Source organism: Enterobacteriaceae bacterium Kacie_13 (assembly GCA_013457415.1).
Taxonomy (GTDB): Bacteria; Pseudomonadota; Gammaproteobacteria; order Enterobacterales; family Enterobacteriaceae; genus Rahnella.
Map to the genome: position 1 here is coordinate 3,510,007 of CP045665.1, position 16,950 is coordinate 3,526,956.

13 protein-coding genes are annotated in these 16,950 nt (G+C 52.6%); 4 read left to right on the forward strand and 9 right to left on the reverse strand.

Annotated elements, in window-relative coordinates; translation table 11 throughout:
* Positions 1 to 200: 200 nt before the first annotated feature.
* A complete protein-coding gene (gene hmpA / locus GE278_16000) occupies positions 201 to 1,391 on the forward strand; it encodes an NO-inducible flavohemoprotein (GenBank protein QLK62186.1) in 1,191 nt (396 codons plus the stop codon).
* Positions 1,392 to 1,461: 70 nt separating this feature from the next.
* Here the strand turns inward: hmpA and glnB are convergent, their stop codons facing one another.
* From glnB to GE278_16035, 7 genes are all read right to left on the reverse strand, one after another.
* On the reverse strand, positions 1,462 to 1,800 hold the full coding sequence (gene glnB, locus GE278_16005) for a nitrogen regulatory protein P-II (GenBank protein ID QLK62187.1): 339 nt from the start codon (positions 1,798 to 1,800) through the stop codon (positions 1,462 to 1,464).
* A gap of 156 nt (positions 1,801 to 1,956) precedes the next feature.
* Positions 1,957 to 3,294, reverse strand: a complete 1,338-nt coding sequence (gene glrR / locus GE278_16010) for a two-component system response regulator GlrR (protein QLK62188.1) — start codon at positions 3,292 to 3,294, stop codon at positions 1,957 to 1,959.
* The gene (gene qseG, locus GE278_16015) at positions 3,291 to 4,037 is read right to left on the reverse strand and encodes a two-component system QseEF-associated lipoprotein QseG (protein QLK62189.1); all 747 of its coding nucleotides are present in this window, start codon (positions 4,035 to 4,037) and stop codon (positions 3,291 to 3,293) included. Before qseG ends, glrR begins: the two co-directional genes overlap by 4 nt.
* Before the next feature lie 28 nt (positions 4,038 to 4,065).
* Entirely contained in the window at positions 4,066 to 5,505 is a 1,440-nt protein-coding gene (locus tag GE278_16020; protein QLK62190.1) for a HAMP domain-containing protein, read from the reverse strand.
* 583 nt (positions 5,506 to 6,088) lie between these two features.
* Entirely contained in the window at positions 6,089 to 7,066 is a 978-nt protein-coding gene (locus GE278_16025) for a diguanylate cyclase (GenBank protein QLK62191.1), read from the reverse strand.
* Between the two features lie 374 nt (positions 7,067 to 7,440).
* The gene (mrdA, locus tag GE278_16030) at positions 7,441 to 9,387 is read right to left on the reverse strand and encodes a penicillin-binding protein 2 (protein QLK62192.1); all 1,947 of its coding nucleotides are present in this window, start codon (positions 9,385 to 9,387) and stop codon (positions 7,441 to 7,443) included.
* Between the two features lie 222 nt (positions 9,388 to 9,609).
* The gene (locus GE278_16035; protein ID QLK63316.1) at positions 9,610 to 9,975 is read right to left on the reverse strand and encodes a hypothetical protein; all 366 of its coding nucleotides are present in this window, start codon (positions 9,973 to 9,975) and stop codon (positions 9,610 to 9,612) included.
* Between the two features lie 225 nt (positions 9,976 to 10,200).
* Here GE278_16035 and GE278_16040 point away from each other — a divergent pair, with 225 nt between their 5' ends.
* The 3 genes from GE278_16040 (at position 10,201) to GE278_16050 (ending at position 12,871) form a co-directional block, all read left to right on the forward strand.
* Positions 10,201 to 10,977, forward strand: coding sequence for an alpha/beta fold hydrolase (locus tag GE278_16040; protein ID QLK62193.1), 777 nt, complete (start codon positions 10,201 to 10,203; stop codon positions 10,975 to 10,977).
* Positions 10,978 to 11,284: 307 nt separating this feature from the next.
* Positions 11,285 to 12,535 (forward strand): oxalate/formate antiport family MFS transporter, encoded by a 1,251-nt coding sequence (locus GE278_16045; protein ID QLK62194.1) that lies wholly within the window; start codon positions 11,285 to 11,287, stop codon positions 12,533 to 12,535.
* A gap of 135 nt (positions 12,536 to 12,670) precedes the next feature.
* Positions 12,671 to 12,871 (forward strand): hypothetical protein, encoded by a 201-nt coding sequence (locus GE278_16050; GenBank protein ID QLK63317.1) that lies wholly within the window; start codon positions 12,671 to 12,673, stop codon positions 12,869 to 12,871.
* Here GE278_16050 and gudD read toward each other — a convergent pair whose 3' ends face one another.
* On the reverse strand, positions 12,872 to 14,218 hold the full coding sequence (gudD, locus tag GE278_16055; GenBank protein QLK62195.1) for a glucarate dehydratase: 1,347 nt from the start codon (positions 14,216 to 14,218) through the stop codon (positions 12,872 to 12,874).
* A complete protein-coding gene (locus GE278_16060; GenBank protein ID QLK62196.1) occupies positions 14,211 to 15,548 on the reverse strand; it encodes an MFS transporter in 1,338 nt (445 codons plus the stop codon). Before GE278_16060 ends, gudD begins: the two co-directional genes overlap by 8 nt.
* Positions 15,549 to 16,950 lie beyond the last annotated feature (1,402 nt).

Consider the following 16,950-nt stretch of genomic DNA (forward strand, 5'->3'; position numbering starts at 1 on the left):
AAGGCTTTGATCTGCGAACCTCTGTCCATAATCAAGGGAGTTTTATTCACCTGAACATGTACAAATTTCAGCTTTGTGAGCCATCCCTCACCTGATAATAGCCCTACCCCTTTAGGGGTGTTTACAAAAATTGTGGGTTTACATAAGATGCATTTAAAATACATGTTATTGCATTCAATTAAAAAGACACGGAGTTCACCATGCTTGACAGTCAAACTATCGCAACCGTTAAATCCACCATTCCTTTGCTCGCCGCGACTGGCCCGAAGCTCACCGCGCACTTCTATGACCGCATGTTTGCCCACAATCCCGAGTTGAAAGATATCTTCAACATGAGCAATCAGCGCAACGGCGATCAGCGTCAGGCGCTGTTTGACGCCATCTGTGCTTATGCCGCCAACATCGAAAATCTCGCGGCGTTGCTGCCTGCGGTTGAACGTATTGCGCAAAAGCACACCAGTTTCACAATCCGCCCGGAACAGTACAACATTGTCGGCACACACCTGCTGGCGACGCTCGATGAAATGTTCAGTCCGGGTCAGGAAGTTCTGGATGCGTGGGGCAAAGCCTACGGCGTGCTGGCGAACGTGTTCATCAACCGTGAAGCCGAAATCTATCAGGACAGCGCGGAGAAAACCGGGGGCTGGAGCGGCACCCGTGAATTCCGTATCGCCGAGAAACTAGCGCAAAGCAGCCTGATCACCTCTTTCCTGCTCGAACCGGTCGATGGCCAGCCGGTAGCGGACTTCCAGCCGGGACAATATCTGGCGGTGTATATCCGCGACGCCTCGCTGGAGAATCAGGAAATTCGTCAGTATTCCCTGACGCAGGCACCCAACAGCAAAACCTATCGCATCGCGGTGAAACGTGAAGATCAGGGCGCGGTGTCGAACTTTCTGCATAACCACGCACAGCCTGGTGACACCATTCACCTCGCCGCGCCGCACGGTGATTTCTTTTTGGACGTCAGCGAAACCACGCCGGTCGCGCTGATTTCCGCCGGTGTCGGCCAGACACCGATGCTGGGAATGCTCAATACGCTGGCGCTGCGTGGCCACACCGCCCCGGTGCAGTGGCTACATGCTGCCGAAAACGGCGCCGTTCACGCCTTTGCCGGTGAAGTGAAAAATGCCCAGGCGCGACTGCCGCTGCTGGAAAGCTATGTCTGGTATAACCAGCCACACGAAAGTGATCTTGCGGGCGAAGATTTCCAGTATCAGGGGCTGATGGATTTAAGCAAAGTCAGCGCGCAACTGAGCGAGCCGTCGATGAATTTTTACTTGTGCGGCCCAGTCGGCTTTATGCAGTTTGCTGCGAAACAGTTGCTGGCGATGAACATAAGCGAAGACAGAATTCACTATGAGTGCTTCGGCCCGCATAAAGTGATCTGACTTTGAAAGGCTTTAAAGCAAAAAGGCTGACGCGATGTCAGCCTTTTTTCGTTCTGCACCGCACAGCGGATCAGATCGCTTCTTCATCCTGTTCGCCGGTACGGATACGTACCACGCGCGCTACGTCGAACACGAAGATTTTACCGTCGCCGATTTTACCGGTCTGAGCGGTCGTCATGATAGTTTCCACACAGGTATCCACGATGTCGTCAGCCACAACAATTTCGATTTTTACTTTTGGCAGGAAATCGACCATGTATTCAGCACCACGGTACAGCTCAGTGTGACCTTTCTGACGGCCAAACCCTTTCACTTCGGTAACGGTCATCCCGGTAATCCCGACTTCTGCCAGTGCTTCACGGACGTCGTCGAGTTTGAATGGCTTGATAATCGCATCAATCTTTTTCATGGCGGACCCTTATAATCATTCGTTTGCTCTCCGCCTTCCTGAGCGGCAGCATGGTTCACAATCTGGCTTCGCGGGCGCATGGCACACGAAGGGGCTAAAGGTATCATAGTTCAGGGGCGGGAATGTACCCGATGGCGCTGATATTCTTTACAGTCTTTACTCTTTAAAATCGGTCGCTTCCAGTTCGTGGCGCGACAGCAATTTATAGAACTCGGTACGGTTACGCCCGGCAATACGCGCCGCCTGCGTGACGTTGCCTTTGGTTATCTGTAAAAGCTTACGCAAATAATTCAGCTCGAACTGATTACGCGCATCGGCAAATGTCGGCAGCGCGGTGTTTTCACCTTCAAGCGCCTGTTGAACGAGCGCTTCGCTGATCACCGGCGCAGAGGTAAGTGCGACACATTGCTCAATCACGTTCACCAGCTGACGCACGTTCCCCGGCCAGCTGGCCGCCATCAGACGTCTCAGCGCATCGGTAGAAAAACTGCGCACAAACGGCTTGTGCCGCTGCGCCGAGATCCGCAGCAAATGATTGGCGAGCAGCGGGATATCTTCCGCCCTTTCACTTAACGTCGGCAATTTCAGACTGACGACATTCAGACGATAGAACAGGTCTTCGCGAAATTCCCCTTTCTCCATCGCTTTCGGCAAATCACGGTGAGTGGCGGAAATAATCCGCACATCGACATCAATATCATGATTGCTACCGAGCGGGCGCACCTTGCGCTCCTGCAAGACGCGCAGCAGTTTAACCTGCAATGACAGCGGCATGTCGCCGATTTCATCGAGAAATAACGTTCCGCCGGTTGCCGCCTGAAAAAGCCCCTCCCGGCTGCTAACCGCGCCGGTAAATGCACCTTTAGCATGGCCGAACAGTTCGGATTCCAACAGTTGTTCCGGCAGTGCACCACAGTTGATGGCGATAAACGCTTTCTTGCCGCGCGGGCTGGCACCGTGGATCGCCTGCGCCAGCACTTCTTTACCGGTGCCGCTCTGGCCGTTGATCAGCACGCTGACGTCAGACTGCGCGACCATGTTGGCCTGTTCCAGCAGGCGTAACATAATCGGGCTGCGGGTGACGATCGCTTCACGCCAGCTTTCATCGGCCGATGGGCTGGACTGCGCTAACGCTTCATCGATGGCTTTATAGAGTGCATCGCGATCGACGGGTTTGGTGAGGAAACTGAATACGCCCTGCTGCGTGGCGGCGACCGCGTCCGGGATCGAGCCGTGGGCGGTAAGAATGATCACCGGCATACCCGGTTGGAATTTTTGGATCTCCGCGAACAGCGCCATGCCGTCCATTTCATCCATGCGCAAATCACTCAGCACCAGATCGATACGTTCACGGTGCAGCACGCGCAACGCCTCGGCACCGCTTTCGGCAGTAGTGACACGGAAACCTTCACTGGTCAGTCGCATGCCCAGCAGCTTTAACAGGCTGGGATCGTCATCGACCAGCAATAAACTGGCAGCTTTTCGTAGCGTCATTTTGCGTTCGGATCCTTAGGGGGCGTGTAAGTCTCAGCCGGTTTCACGGAGGATTCAGAAGCCGGTTTCGCCAGCGTAGCGGGATCGTTATCGGGTAAGTCGCCCTGAATTTGTTTGCGCGAGGAGAGCTGACGTTCGATATCGGTCAGGTTCTCAAGCTTACGACGCGTATCAGCCAGACTGTTTTCCAGCGTCTGCTGTTGTGAAGTCATGACCTGAAGTTTTTCTTCATTTACTGACTGCTGGCGGAGATTCCGCGCTTTTTCGTCCCCCAGTACCACCTGCAAATTCTGACGCTCGCGCCACAGCTGCACCAGCGGGCGGATTGCTCCCGGCATCTGTCCGCGATTCTGGCTGACTTTGTTCAACAAGGCACGGCGCTGCGCAAGATCAGGCTCAGTACTGGATAGCAGGATGCTCTGTTTGAAGATCTGATCCCAACTGGCGGCGGAAATCTGCTGCGCCTGAAAACGCGCCTGCGCATCGCTCATGCGATCGGCACAATCCATTGCACGCAACCAGTAGAGGGAGTTGGTCAGCGCATCGTCATCGTCCAGCGCCCAGAGGGTCTCACAGGGCGCAATACGAAAATCAGTCACTTTGCTTTCAGGAACAACATGACTGGAAACTTGCTGATAATAGCGATTATCAGCAGTGTGCTGCACGCATCCCGCCAGTACCAGCGCGGTAGCGATCGACAAAAATCGGCGAATGGATTTAATCAGTAAGGTGAATGCGCTCATTGGCCGCACCCGCCAGCAAATATCGTCATTATTTATTCTTCTCAGCCGTCAGGGGCAATTCGATACGGAAACAAACGTCCGCATCCTCAACGGCAACCAGTTGCAGCTCTCCATGCATGCGGCGAATACAGTCCTGAGCAATGCTTAACCCGAGACCGCTGCCTTTTACAGCCCCTTTTCTCTGCTGGCTACCCTGATAAAAAGGTTCAAAAATCATCGCGCGCTCGGCGTCGGGGATCGGGGCTCCGGAGTTCGCCACCTCGATAATCACCCGCCCTTCACCATACCGGCTGCGCACCCAAATAGTACCGGATTCGGCTCCGTAGTGCACCGCATTGGAGTAGAGATTATCCAGCACCCGGCGCAGCAGCGTCGGTTCTGCCAGACACTGTGGCGCATCAATAATCACTTCACTGCGGATCTTCTTAGCCCGCGCAGGCAGACTGTTGGCCGCCACCACGTCGGTGACCAGCGCTTTAAGATCGACATTCACGCTGAGCGTTGGCGCATCCGCGAGCTTACGGTTGTAATCGAGCAATTGTTCGATAAGCGTCTGAAGATGGCGACTGCTGTTATTTAAGATAGCCACCACTTCTTTCTGATCCGGCGTCAATGGCCCGGCCACTTCGTCGGCAAGCAGTTCGGTGCCTTCGCGCATACTGGCAAGCGGTGTTTTCAGCTCATGAGAGATGTGGCGCAGGAATTCATGACGTTGCGATTCCAGCCAAGCCAGTCGTTCGCTCAACCAGACGATGCGCTGTACCAACGAGCGAATTTCCCGCGGGCCTTTAAAACGCGAGACATCCCCAAGATTTCGCCCCTCGCCCAGCCGGTTGATCATGCGTTCAACGCCTTTCACCGGACCGATAATCATGCGGGTAAACAGCACTACCAGCGCACCACTGAGCAGGAACAGCACCAGCGCCTGCCAGCCAAAAAACTGGCCGCGCTCGGCAATTTCTCGCTGTAACTGTAAACCGCGTGAAAACACCACTTCACGGGTGGCCTGTACCATTTCAGCGTTCGTGCGCGAGAAGTTTTCCAGCCGCGCTGAGGAATCGTCGTCCGGCGAGTTATTGCGGCAAACAGGAGAAGTCAATTGGGTCAGCAACGTGCGCAGCGTCTGGTAATAACGTAAATCCGGCAAAACGGAAGAGTGGGCATCCAGTAATTGCGAATATTGTTTGCGTTGATTCTGGTAAAGGCGGGAAAGCGTCGGATCGTCGAGGACACAGTACTGACGGTAACTGCGCTCCATTTCCAGCGCGATGCTGGACATGGCTTCGCTTCGACGGGCATCGCTTAGCGTAGTGCGGTTGATCCGCGCCGCCTGACGACTGAGCTGGTCCAGACTGTCATAGGCCTGATAAGCCAGCACCAGTAAAGGCAGCAGGACTAACAGGAAAGCCATCAATACCAGCTGGCGTAAGGAACCGGGGAATAAACGTCCTCTTTTCAACGCATTCATCTCATTTTCAACAGATGAAGTCATGCTAGCTGACAACGGTTTGAACAGCCAGTGTGGCAGCGAATCGTCTTTAAGGTTTTGAGAAGGCTAAAAACAGAAGATACAGGAGATAACAGAGGGGGTGGTATTGCAGAACATCGACTCCGATGTTCTGCAAACCGGAAGAGGTGGTGCCTCACTCAACGTGTCGTTCGATGCTTGATAACGTGCTTGCGCAACGATTATCGGTCTGGTGAACGATAGGCACCGTTTCTTAGGCGTCATTCGGGCATTATGAGCATATCAACGCTTTCGCGTGAGCCAATCATAATCAGGTGAATGAGCAACTGACATGATACTAGCATGATACATGCCAACATTTAAATAAAAAACATATAGCACTGAAATTTATCATTTTTTATTTAAATGTGATTTTATTGTTCCGCCTGCAACCTCGATAAACCGCTGAAATAACCCCCAGAGTGTCGCCAAAAACCAACACCCCGAACATATTTCATTAAATTCATTTAAAATCAATGCGATAAATGTCTCCAAATAGAGACACTCATTCAGGCACTTGTCGTCATATTATGACAATAACAAATCAGTGGCTAATCACCGCGCGTTTAATGAGCTGCTTCTGACTGTACATCGCCTGATCGGAGTCTTCCAGCAGGCTGTGGACGGAGGCATGTTTCGCCGCGTCATACTCTATTTGCCCAACGCTAAATTTAATGTTGTAGCCGCGCTGTTCCTGCAAATTCCACGCGACCACCGCTTCGTGCAGCCGCTGCATGATTTCCGACGCTTCAAGATGGCTGACGTTGGTCAACAGCGCAACAAACTCATCGCCGCCAAGACGCCCGACCACGTCAGTTTCGCGCAGCAATCCGCTGAGGATACCGGCGAACACGGTCAGCGCCCGGTCGCCTTCGGCGTGCCCGAATTTATCATTAATCACTTTAAAATCATTCATATCGAAAAAGAGCATAGTGGCCGGCAAGCCCAGACGCTGGCACGCATTCAGCGTCTGCTGCGCCTGCGCTTCGAATCCACGACGATTCGCCACCAGCGTCAGTTCATCCATCGTCGCCATTTGCAGCGCACCAATTTCCTGCTCGGCCATTTTGGCTAAGTCGCGCAGCAACTGGCGTTCATCATCGCCCATCTCACGTGGTTTCACGTCGATCAGGCACAAAGTGCCCAGTGAACTGCCGTTGGGAACAACCAGCGGGCATCCGGCGTAAAAACGAATACCAGGATCGCCGGTGACCAACGGATTATCGTAAAAACGTTCGTCGCAAAGGGTGTTGGGCACCAGCATGACATCGTTTTCCAGAATCGCGTGAGCGCAGAAAGAAACATCTCGCGATGTTTCGGTAACCGCCAGCCCCTGGCAGGATTTAAACCACTGACGGTTGACGTCTACCAGCGACACCAGCGCGATAGGCACGTCAAACAATCTTCGAGCGAGACGGGTCAGGCGATCAAAACGTTCTTCCGGCGGGGTATCGAGCAGATTGTAGGCACGCAACGCGTGGATGCGCTTCGCCTCGTCAGTAGGGATTTCTGGCGTTTTCATTCACAGACCTCATTTTTCATGCTCCGCTTTTCATCACAAAAACAGATGACACAAACGCGAAGCAGATTTCCCGGGTTCAAAATAAGTACAAAAATACGTATTGCGGATGTTCTGAAAATAAAGACATCATCCTGTTTAGCATGTGTTGTTTATTTAAAAGCTTCATCAAAACAATAGCAAATAATACAACCACGAGGAGGATGGTAGATGCTGAACAAGTCAGTTTGAACTAAGAATTTTATTACTTAAGCAATATCTTCACGCTGAAAAGCGGGGAGAACCCCGCCACATCAGCGCTCGAACCATGAATTCAGAGAAGTCCGTAAAGTGCACTTAACCCCTAAATCCCGGTGAAAAAGTCGACATAAAAATGATCAATGTTCGCTGAAGCCCAGTGAGTTTGGCGTCGGCACGGGCTGTTCGCAATCGATCGGATTATCCGCTTTGGCCGGATCGCACTGAGTGGCCTGTTGCGGAATAAAAATATGATCGAGGATCGCACGCGCCGTCGGCCCGGCGACAACGCCATCGCCTCCGCCGTTTTCCAGGATCAACGCCATCACCACCGAAGGATGTTTATACGGCGCGAACGCGGTATAGAAGATATGGTCACGCAGGCGAACTGGCGTCATTTTCGCGTTATAGATTTGATTCTCACGCAGGCTGAATACCTGAGATGTCCCTGATTTCGCTGCTATCTGATAAGGCGCAGTGTGGAACAACTTGTAGCCGGTGCCGTTAGGCAAATTCGCCATGCCGAACATACCATTTTTGACGATGCCCCAGACAGGTGATGTCGGATCGGCAATTTGCTGTGTCGGCGGCATTTTATACGGCGTGGTCGTTTTGCCGCTTTTTGACGAATACAGCAGATGCGGCGTTTCGAGCTTACCGTTATTCACCAGCGCACTCAGCGCCCGCACCATCTGAATCGGCGTCGCCACCCAATAACCCTGCCCGATACCGACCGATACCGTATCGCCCTGATACCAGCCTTTCTTATGTACCTTCATTTTCCATTCACGGCTTGGCAGGACACCGTTGTACTGCTCGTCCAGATCGATGCCGGTAGATTTGCCGTAGCCGAATTTGCTCAGCCAGGTGTGAATACGGTCGATGCCCATTTCAAACGCCACCTGATAGAAGAAGGTATCGGCAGATTCTTCGATGGCTTTGGTAACATTGAGCATACCGTGGCCGGTTTTCAGCCAGTCGCGGTAATGTCGCTGCGTGCCCGGCAGCGTCCAGGTCGGCGCGCCGAAGAAAGTGGTTTGTGGTGTGATGACCCCTTCGAACAACGCCGATGTCGCCATAAACGGTTTTACCGTAGAAGCTGGCGGATACAACCCTTGTGTCACGCGGTTGATCAGCGGCAGATCCGGATTCTTCAGCAGCGCGCTGTACTCTTTACTGGAGATGCCGTTCACAAACGGATTCGGGTCATAACTCGGGCTCGATACCATTGCCTTAATGCCACCGTCGCGCGGATCCATCACTACCACCGCCGCACGCTGGCCTTTCAGCACCTTCTCGATGTACTGCTGCAAACCGAGATCCAGCGTCAGATAAATATTCTGCCCCGCCTGCGGCGGGACTTCTTTCAGCAGACGCACCACGTGGCCGTGATTATCGACCTCTACTTCCTGATAACCGGTGCGACCATGCAAAATACTTTCGTAGTACTTTTCAACGCCCTGCTTACCGATATCATGATCTGCCGCGTAGTTCTCGGAAATCCCCTCGGCATCGAGTCGCTTTTCATCTTTATCGTTAATCTTAGATACGTAACCCACCACGTGCGCCAGCTCCGCGCCGTAAGGATAACGCCGTTGCTGATAGGTACTTATCGACACGCCGGGGAAATTAAACTGATTTACCGAGAAGCGTGCGACCTCCACATCGGTCAGCGCCAGCTTGAGCGGAATCTGCGCAAAGCGACGCCCGTGGATCATCGCGTCATGGAAGCTGTCGAGATCGTCCTGAGTCAGGTCAACAATCGGCTTAAGCGCATTAAGCGTTGCCTGTAAATTTGGGACTTTGCCGGGGATCATTTGCAACTGATATAGCGTAATATTTTGCGCCAGCACCACGCCGTTGCGATCCATGATAAGACCGCGGCTGGGGGCAATCGGCAGCATTTTGATGTCGTTCTGATTTGAGCGGGTCTGATAAAAATCATGCATTCCCACCTGTAAATGATACAGATTAAGCACCAGAACGGCGGACAACAGAAACACGACCATAAATGCAATCACGGCGCGGCGGACGAAAAGGACGGACTCGGCGGTATGGTCGCGGATTTCGTCGTTAAGTAAGGCCATAAGCGGGCAACTACCTTTATTGTCTGCTTCTTAAAGCGGGCGAAATGAAAAAGAGTGGAGTCTGGAAAAGTGCGAAAGGATAGCCCGCCCTGCAACAGGCGACTATAAGAAGTGTGCTAATGAAGTAGCAGGAGTGTTTCTATTTATTGCAGGCTTATTGCAGATATAGCGCAGTGCGTGGCGGATCCAACCAACGCACCTGCGACTAAAAGTGCGTGCCAGTTATTTGGCGGTGTTGAGTTTGCAATCCCCGTAGACATAGCCTTCCGTCTGGGTAGCGACCACAAAGCTGTCTTTCGTGTGGATATACATCAGGTTATCCTGTGCACCCGCTTTCATCGGCTGATTATCTTTGCCAATAATGTCGGTCAGTTCAGGACTGGTGATCAGTTTGCTACCATCCGGTGAAAAGCTGAACGTATTACCCGCATCATAAACCGCTGCGTTTTTATTCACGATTTCAGATACATCGCTGCCATCATCGGATTGCGTATGATGGGTTAAAACACATTGATACTGCGTAACAGCCGATGCTGAAAATGACGCCAGCGCCAACATCACCGCTACCCAACCACCTAACCTGACCATCAGATACATCCATAAAGTGAGTAAGAACGCCATGCTATCACTTGCCCGGCAGCCAGGAAGAGCCTGCGAAAGAAATATTCATATGCAGAATGTCTTAAGCCAAATTACTTCTCATAAATAATGGGTTGGAAAACACCTCTCCGATAACTCGTTTTTTATACAGTACTAAAGAAAAAACCTGCTTATAATCCGCACATTACTCTCTTATAAAAACAAAGGATTGAGATGAAATCTTTCAAAGTACCCGGAGCGGACTTCCATCTGCGTTTCCACGATTTATCAGGGCTTGGTATTCCGCTTGTATTTATACACGGTCTGGGTTGTGCATCATCCTGCGATTTTCCCCGTGTGGCGACCGATGCATCACTGCGCCCGCGACGTTCCTTCCTGCTCGATTTAGCCGGTTCTGGTTTCAGCGACAAGCCACAGGATTTCAGCTACAGCCTGCAGGCTCACGCTGACTGCATAATCGCCTGGCTGGAAAATCTCGGCGTGCCACAGGTAAATCTCATCGGCCACAGCATGGGCGGCAGCATTGCGATTATGGTCGCGTCTCAGCGTCCGGATCTCATCCAGCGACTGATCGTCGCCGAGCCGAATCTGGATGCCGGTGGCGGCACGTTCAGCCGTGCCGTCGCAAAATATAAGGAAGAAGAGTATCTGACGGAGGGACATGCGCGTCTGATTGAAATCGCGTTACGGGGTAATGATCAAATATGGGCAGGTTCGATGGCGGTGGCCTCACCGTTGGCAATCCACCGTCAGGCCGTCGGGCTGGTGAATGGCCAGGCAACATCGTGGCGTGAGCAGCTTTATCAGCTTGAAATGCCCGCCACCGTATTATTCGGCGAGTTTTCCCTGCCGGAGCCCGACGTCGCGGTTCTGCCGCAGCACGGCATTCACACCGCCGTTGTCCCCCAGGCTGGCCATTCGATGATGTGGGAAAATCCGACCGGTGTGGCCGCCGCAATCAACACGGCGCTGAATGCGCAAGGGGTGTGATCCCCCTCAAATTGTTCCGAATAACAGGGGCAAATTTTCGCCCCTTTTCTCCCAAACGCCCCTGCCCCAAAAAACTAAATAACCGATCAGTGATCCAGATCAACTAAAACCCGCGTCCCGCAAGGGCTGCAGAGGCGTTTTAAGTCGAATTTCAAGACGTTTTTAGCCCAAAAATGGCGACTCATACCCCCATCAATGCATTTCATTCCGCAACTCATGCATCTCACGCCCTAAATGAACCGCGCATATTCGCGGGGACTATCATAGCCACAGTTAATTGAATCTACTTCGCTCGGGAGAACCCACTATGAGTGACAAATCTGGCATGCCGAACTACAACCGTACCCGCTGGCTGACTCTGGCAGGTACTATTCTGACTCAGCTCGCGCTGGGATCCGTGTACACCTGGAGTCTGTTCAACGGTCAGCTTTCTGAAAAACTGGGCGAGCCGGTCAGCCGCGTCGCACTCACCTTCGGGATCCTGAGTCTGTGTCTGGCTATCTCTTCTTCAGTCGCCGGAAAACTGCAGGAACGTTTCGGCGTACGCAACGTCACCATCGCCGCCGGTGTACTGATGGCTGCCGGGTTCTTCCTGACTGCACATTCCGACAATGTGATCATGCTGTATATCAGCGCCGGTGTGCTGGTTGGTCTGGCGGACGGTGCAGGTTATCTGCTGACGCTCTCCAACTGTGTAAAATGGTTCCCTGAGCGTAAAGGAATGATCTCCGCCTGCGCTATTGGTGCGTACGGTCTGGGCAGCCTGCTGTTCAAATTCGTTTGCGGTCATCTGCTGGCGACGGAAGGTTTGCAAAATACCTTCATGATCTGGGGCGGCGTGGCGATGGTGATGGTAATTACCGGTGCGCTGATGATGAAAGATGCGCCGAAACAGGAAACAGCCGATGTGACTCGCGAAGAGAACTCTCTGAACGATAACAGCAAAGACAGCCGCGAATTCACGCTGGCCGAAGCGGTTCGCGCACCACAATACTGGATGCTGGCGCTGATGTTCCTGACTGCCTGCATGAGCGGCTTGTACGTGATTGGTGTGGCGAAGGATATCGGACAAAGTCTGGTGAAACTCGACGCACTGACCGCAGCCAACGCCGTGACCGTCATCGCAATTGCTAACCTGAGTGGTCGTCTGGTGCTCGGCGTACTGTCTGACAAAATGCAGCGTATCCGTGTGATTTCTATCGCGCAGATTGTCTCTCTGGCCGGGATGAGCATGATGTTGTTCACCCATATGAATGAAACCATGTTCTTCATCTCGGTGGCCTGTGTCGCCTTCAGCTTCGGCGGGACTATCACTGTCTATCCGTCACTGGTCAGCGATTTCTTCGGCCTGAACAACATGACCAAAAACTACGGTCTGCTGTATCTCGGTTTCGGTATCGGCAGCATCTTCGCTTCTCTGGTGGCTTCGCTGTTCGGTGGTTTCGCGGTGACCTTCAGCATCATCACCGTATTATTGATGGTGTCATTAGTTCTTTCTGCCACGATTCGCTTACCGAATAAATCAGAAGCAGGTCATAATACGCTCCAGCACGTGTAAACCAGCACTTGAGCACATCACAAATGATGAACGGGAGCGTAATTAGCTCCCGTTTCTTATGAGTAAAGCATATTCGTTCAGTGACTGGTTCGCGCAACACTTATGACCAGATGTGAATACACCGGACACCCGACCATGAAACGCACCACCCTCGCTCTTTTCAGCCTGATGCTCAACCTTACCGCTTTTAACAGTTTCGCCGTCGCCTACCCTTCCAGCGCACAGGAAGTCGCCTCCGAGCTGAGCCGCAAAGCCAGCGAAAGCAGCACTATGCCGTCTACCACCCTCGATGCCAGCGCGCACAGCACGCTGACCTCCGGTAGCGATTACCTGTAGTCAGCGCACCAGCGTCGCGCGCTTACCGTCAAATTTCCATCCCTGTATCAGATACTGCATCGCGATCGCATCATTGCGGTCTTTTTGCGTCAAATTGTTGTAGCGCTGATGGGCAATACCGACCGCGTCCATATCCAGCTCTACACCCAGCCCCGGCAGTTCGTTAAGCGCCAGCTTACCGTCCTTGATTTGCAGCGGATTTTTGGTCAGATGCTGCCCTTCCTGCCAGATCCAGTGCGTGTCAAACGGCGTGATGTCACCGGGCGCGGCGGCACCAAGATGTGCCAGCATGGCCAGCGACACATCAAAGTGATTGTTGGAATGGCAGCCGAGCGTCAGCCCCCACGCATTACATAACGTCCCGATGGTATTCGCACCGCGCATCGACCAGTAATGTGGATCTGCCAGCGGAATATCAATAGCGTTAAGCTGTAACGCATGGCTCATCTGCCGCCAGTCATTGGCGATCATATTGGTTGCGACCGGTAATCCGGTGGCGCGCTTAAACTCCGCCAGCGTTTCCCTGCCGGAAAATCCCTGTTCCGCGCCACAGGGGTCTTCGACGTAAGACAAAATCCCGTGCATGTTTTTACACAACGAAATCGCCTGATCCAGCGACCATGACGCATTCGGATCGACAGTGATCCGCGCCTGTGGAAAACGTTGTTTCAGGGCCCGCACGGTATCGATCTCCACCTCACCTGCCAGCACGCCGCCCTTGAGTTTGAAATCCTTAAAACCGTATTTATCCTGCGCGGCTTCAGCCAGCTGAACGACTTTCTCGTGCGTCATCGCTTCCTGATGTCGCAGGTGATACCACGGATGCTGCCCCTGCTGCGCTTTCCCTTCCTGGTAGGCGAGATCGGTTTTCTGCCGGTCGGCGATATAAAACAGATAACCCAGCACCGGCACTTCATCGCGCTGTTTGCCCGGTCCGAGCAGCTGCGCGACCGGCTGGTTGAGATGTTGCCCCATCAGATCCAGCAGCGCCGTTTCAAGCACGGCAACCGCGTTGTGGTGCCGCTCAAGATCCCACGGACGAAAGCCCGGCAGCACTGGCTGCGGCGTGCGGTTTTCTTCCAGATCGCGTTTATGCAGATCGCTGACCAGCTGATTCATTTTGCCGATCTCCTGACCGACAATATGCGGGATCGCCTCATTAAGGATCTTCAGCACGACGCCGGTCGCGGGCGACTCGCCAACGCCGGTGTGCCCTTCGCTGTCTTTAAGCACGAGCAGAATGCGTGTGAAATAACAATTATGCGCACCGGCGATGTTGAGCAACATGCTGTCGTAACCGGCGACCGGGATGACCTGCATTTCGACAATTTTAGGTGTATCAGACATGGCGTTTTGGCTCCAGTCCCTGCGGGGCGTGATATTCAGGTTGGGTTGGCGTGCGGTTAGTTTTAGTGAAAAACAGCGTGATGGCAGCAAAGACGGACACGCCGCTAAGGATATACAGTCCGGCAGTCGTGCTGCCGGTAGTCTGTTGCAGATAGCCAAATACCGCTGGCGCGAAGAAACCGCCGAGATTGCCGAGGGAGTTGATCAGCGCAATGCCCGGCGCGACGATAGAAGACGGCAGCTGACTTTGCGGGATAGGCCAGAACAGCACTGCGCTGGATTTCGTACCGATGCACACCACACACAGTGCGAAAAGACCAAACCACGGGCCACCGAGCGTACACAAACAGGTGCCGATGGCGGCGACAATCAGCGCCAGCGCCAGAATGGTTTCCCTGTTACCGCGGAACCGGTCGCTGACGCGGCCAAGGATATTGATGGCGATAATCGCGCAAATCCAGGGTACCGAATTCAGCAGGCCGATCTGTAAAGGCGACAACCCCGGAATGCGCCCGATGATTTCCGGCTGCCAGAACACCAGCGTGTAGCCGGTCATGCACATGACAAAGAACAGAAAGCACAGATAGGCCATTTTACCGTCGGTGATAAGTTTCCAGCGTGACTGTCCCTGCGTATGAACATCACGCGAACTCGCCTCTTCCATCAGCGCGGTACTCAGGGCCTGCTTTTCTTCGACGGTCAGCCATTTGGCTTCCTCTGGCTTAGAAACCAGAAAAAAGGCGGCGACGATCCCAACGAATACTGACAGTGCGCCTTCGATAAACAGGACCCACTGCCAGCCCGGCAATCCCATAAAATCATGCAATTCCAGCAATCCGCCAGTGACCGGGCCAGATAACAGATAGGCCGCCGCCGAACCGGTGAGGATCAGCGCCGTGGCACGCCCGCGATAGACGTTAGGCACCCATTTACGGAAATAGAACAAGATCCCCGGAAAGAATCCCGCTTCGGCAACGCCGAGTAAAAACCGCAGCACGTAAAACTGCATCGGCGTAGTGACGAAGCCCATTGCAAAGACCACCGCGCCCCAGGTGATCATAATGCGGGTCAGCCAGACGCGGGCGCCGTACTTATCCATCAGCATATTGCTGGGGATTTCGAACAACGCGTAACCGACGAAAAACAGACCGGCGCCAAAACCGAATGCGGCGGTGCTGATACCAACATCCGTTTCCAGACTGTGTTTGATAAAACCGACGTTGGTGCGATCGATTTGATTAATAATCAACATCAGGATAAGCATCGGAATGGTGCGGGCAAAGAATTTGCGGTTTGCACTTCTTACCGCTTTGTTTTCATGACCGTTCATGGTGTTCCCTTAGCGTTGAAATAATGAACAACTGCAACACTACTAAAGAAGCGAACACGGTGAATTGCCATTGTGCACTCGCCCAATGTTTGATCATTCGCAAAGACTCACGACAACAATTAATTCAGATTATCAATACATTGGGTGATGTGCATAAGCACAACCGATAATTAAAGGGTGTGACTCTTTTTGAACGGATTAGCGAGGCGCTTCACAGTTTCCGGCGGGTCTTTTTCAGATGAAGTGCTTAAAATAAGAGCACATAATTATCCATGTAGTTTATATGTTTGGTATAATTACACTTTGAAACCGATCGATGGGACACGCCGTCCCGACACAAGGAGTGTGAAATGAAAGCAACTGCATTTTGGTTAATCATGGCCGGAGGTTCCGTAGCAATTGGCTACGCGATGGCGCTAATGATGGAGCTTTTGTAACGTCTGACGCCGCTCCGCCCTTTTCGATAAGGACATATCTATGGCATTTTACAGCCCAAAGCGCATCATACTTTATACCGCTGCGGCCATAGCGCTGCTGATCATCGTCGGTCTGGTGACGTACTTCACCGTCGGCCATCTCGCTGTATAACGATATCTGTATTCTGAACCCGTGGCGATACACAAGGTATCGCCGCATAATGCCTGCCTGAAAACCAGCACTCGGCCTCACACTCACTGAGAGAAGAAACATGACGTACAAGGGATTACTGGTGGTTGCCGTCGTTATTTTGCTGGCAAGCATCGGTTCGGAGTCGTTGATTAAGAAGGGAATTGCGATGGCTGACGCCAAAATCGATCAGCTCATTGGTCATTACGCAGACAAATAAGCCTTACATCTGCTGGAGTAACCTTACCGGGCGATGACAAAACCATACACAGCATTTGGTATCGTAAGTCCATCAAATGTTGTGTGATGTCCCTGTGTAATACCCCTGTAGAACCCTGTTATTTGCCCGCCGCGTGCGGGCTTTTTTTTGGCTTTTTTTTGAGTTTGTTTTCTATGCGTAAGCCAATTCCCAAAACAATTCGAGTTGCAGGAAGGCGGCAAGGGAAGGGATCCCGGTGAGCTTACTCAAATTCGGGTGACTGAGTGCAGTCAACGAATCTGCAGCTCGAAGTATGAAGGGAATTTGCCGGTGCTTTCCCGGCCGTCATATTGTGGCGTAAGCGTCCATCGTACACTCCTACATTACGCGGCCTGAGCGCGGCCTTATCACAACAGAAAAAACGGCTGAGTTTTTTATTTCCTGATTATCTATTTTCATTTCGATAAAAATGGCGAGAAAAAGAAACCGGCTTTTCTGTTGTGGCTCCCGAAATAATTCTGGAAGCTTTTAAATAATAAACCCCGGCGTTGGCCAGGGTTTATTTTTGTGGTTCATAATGTCGATATTGAAACAACG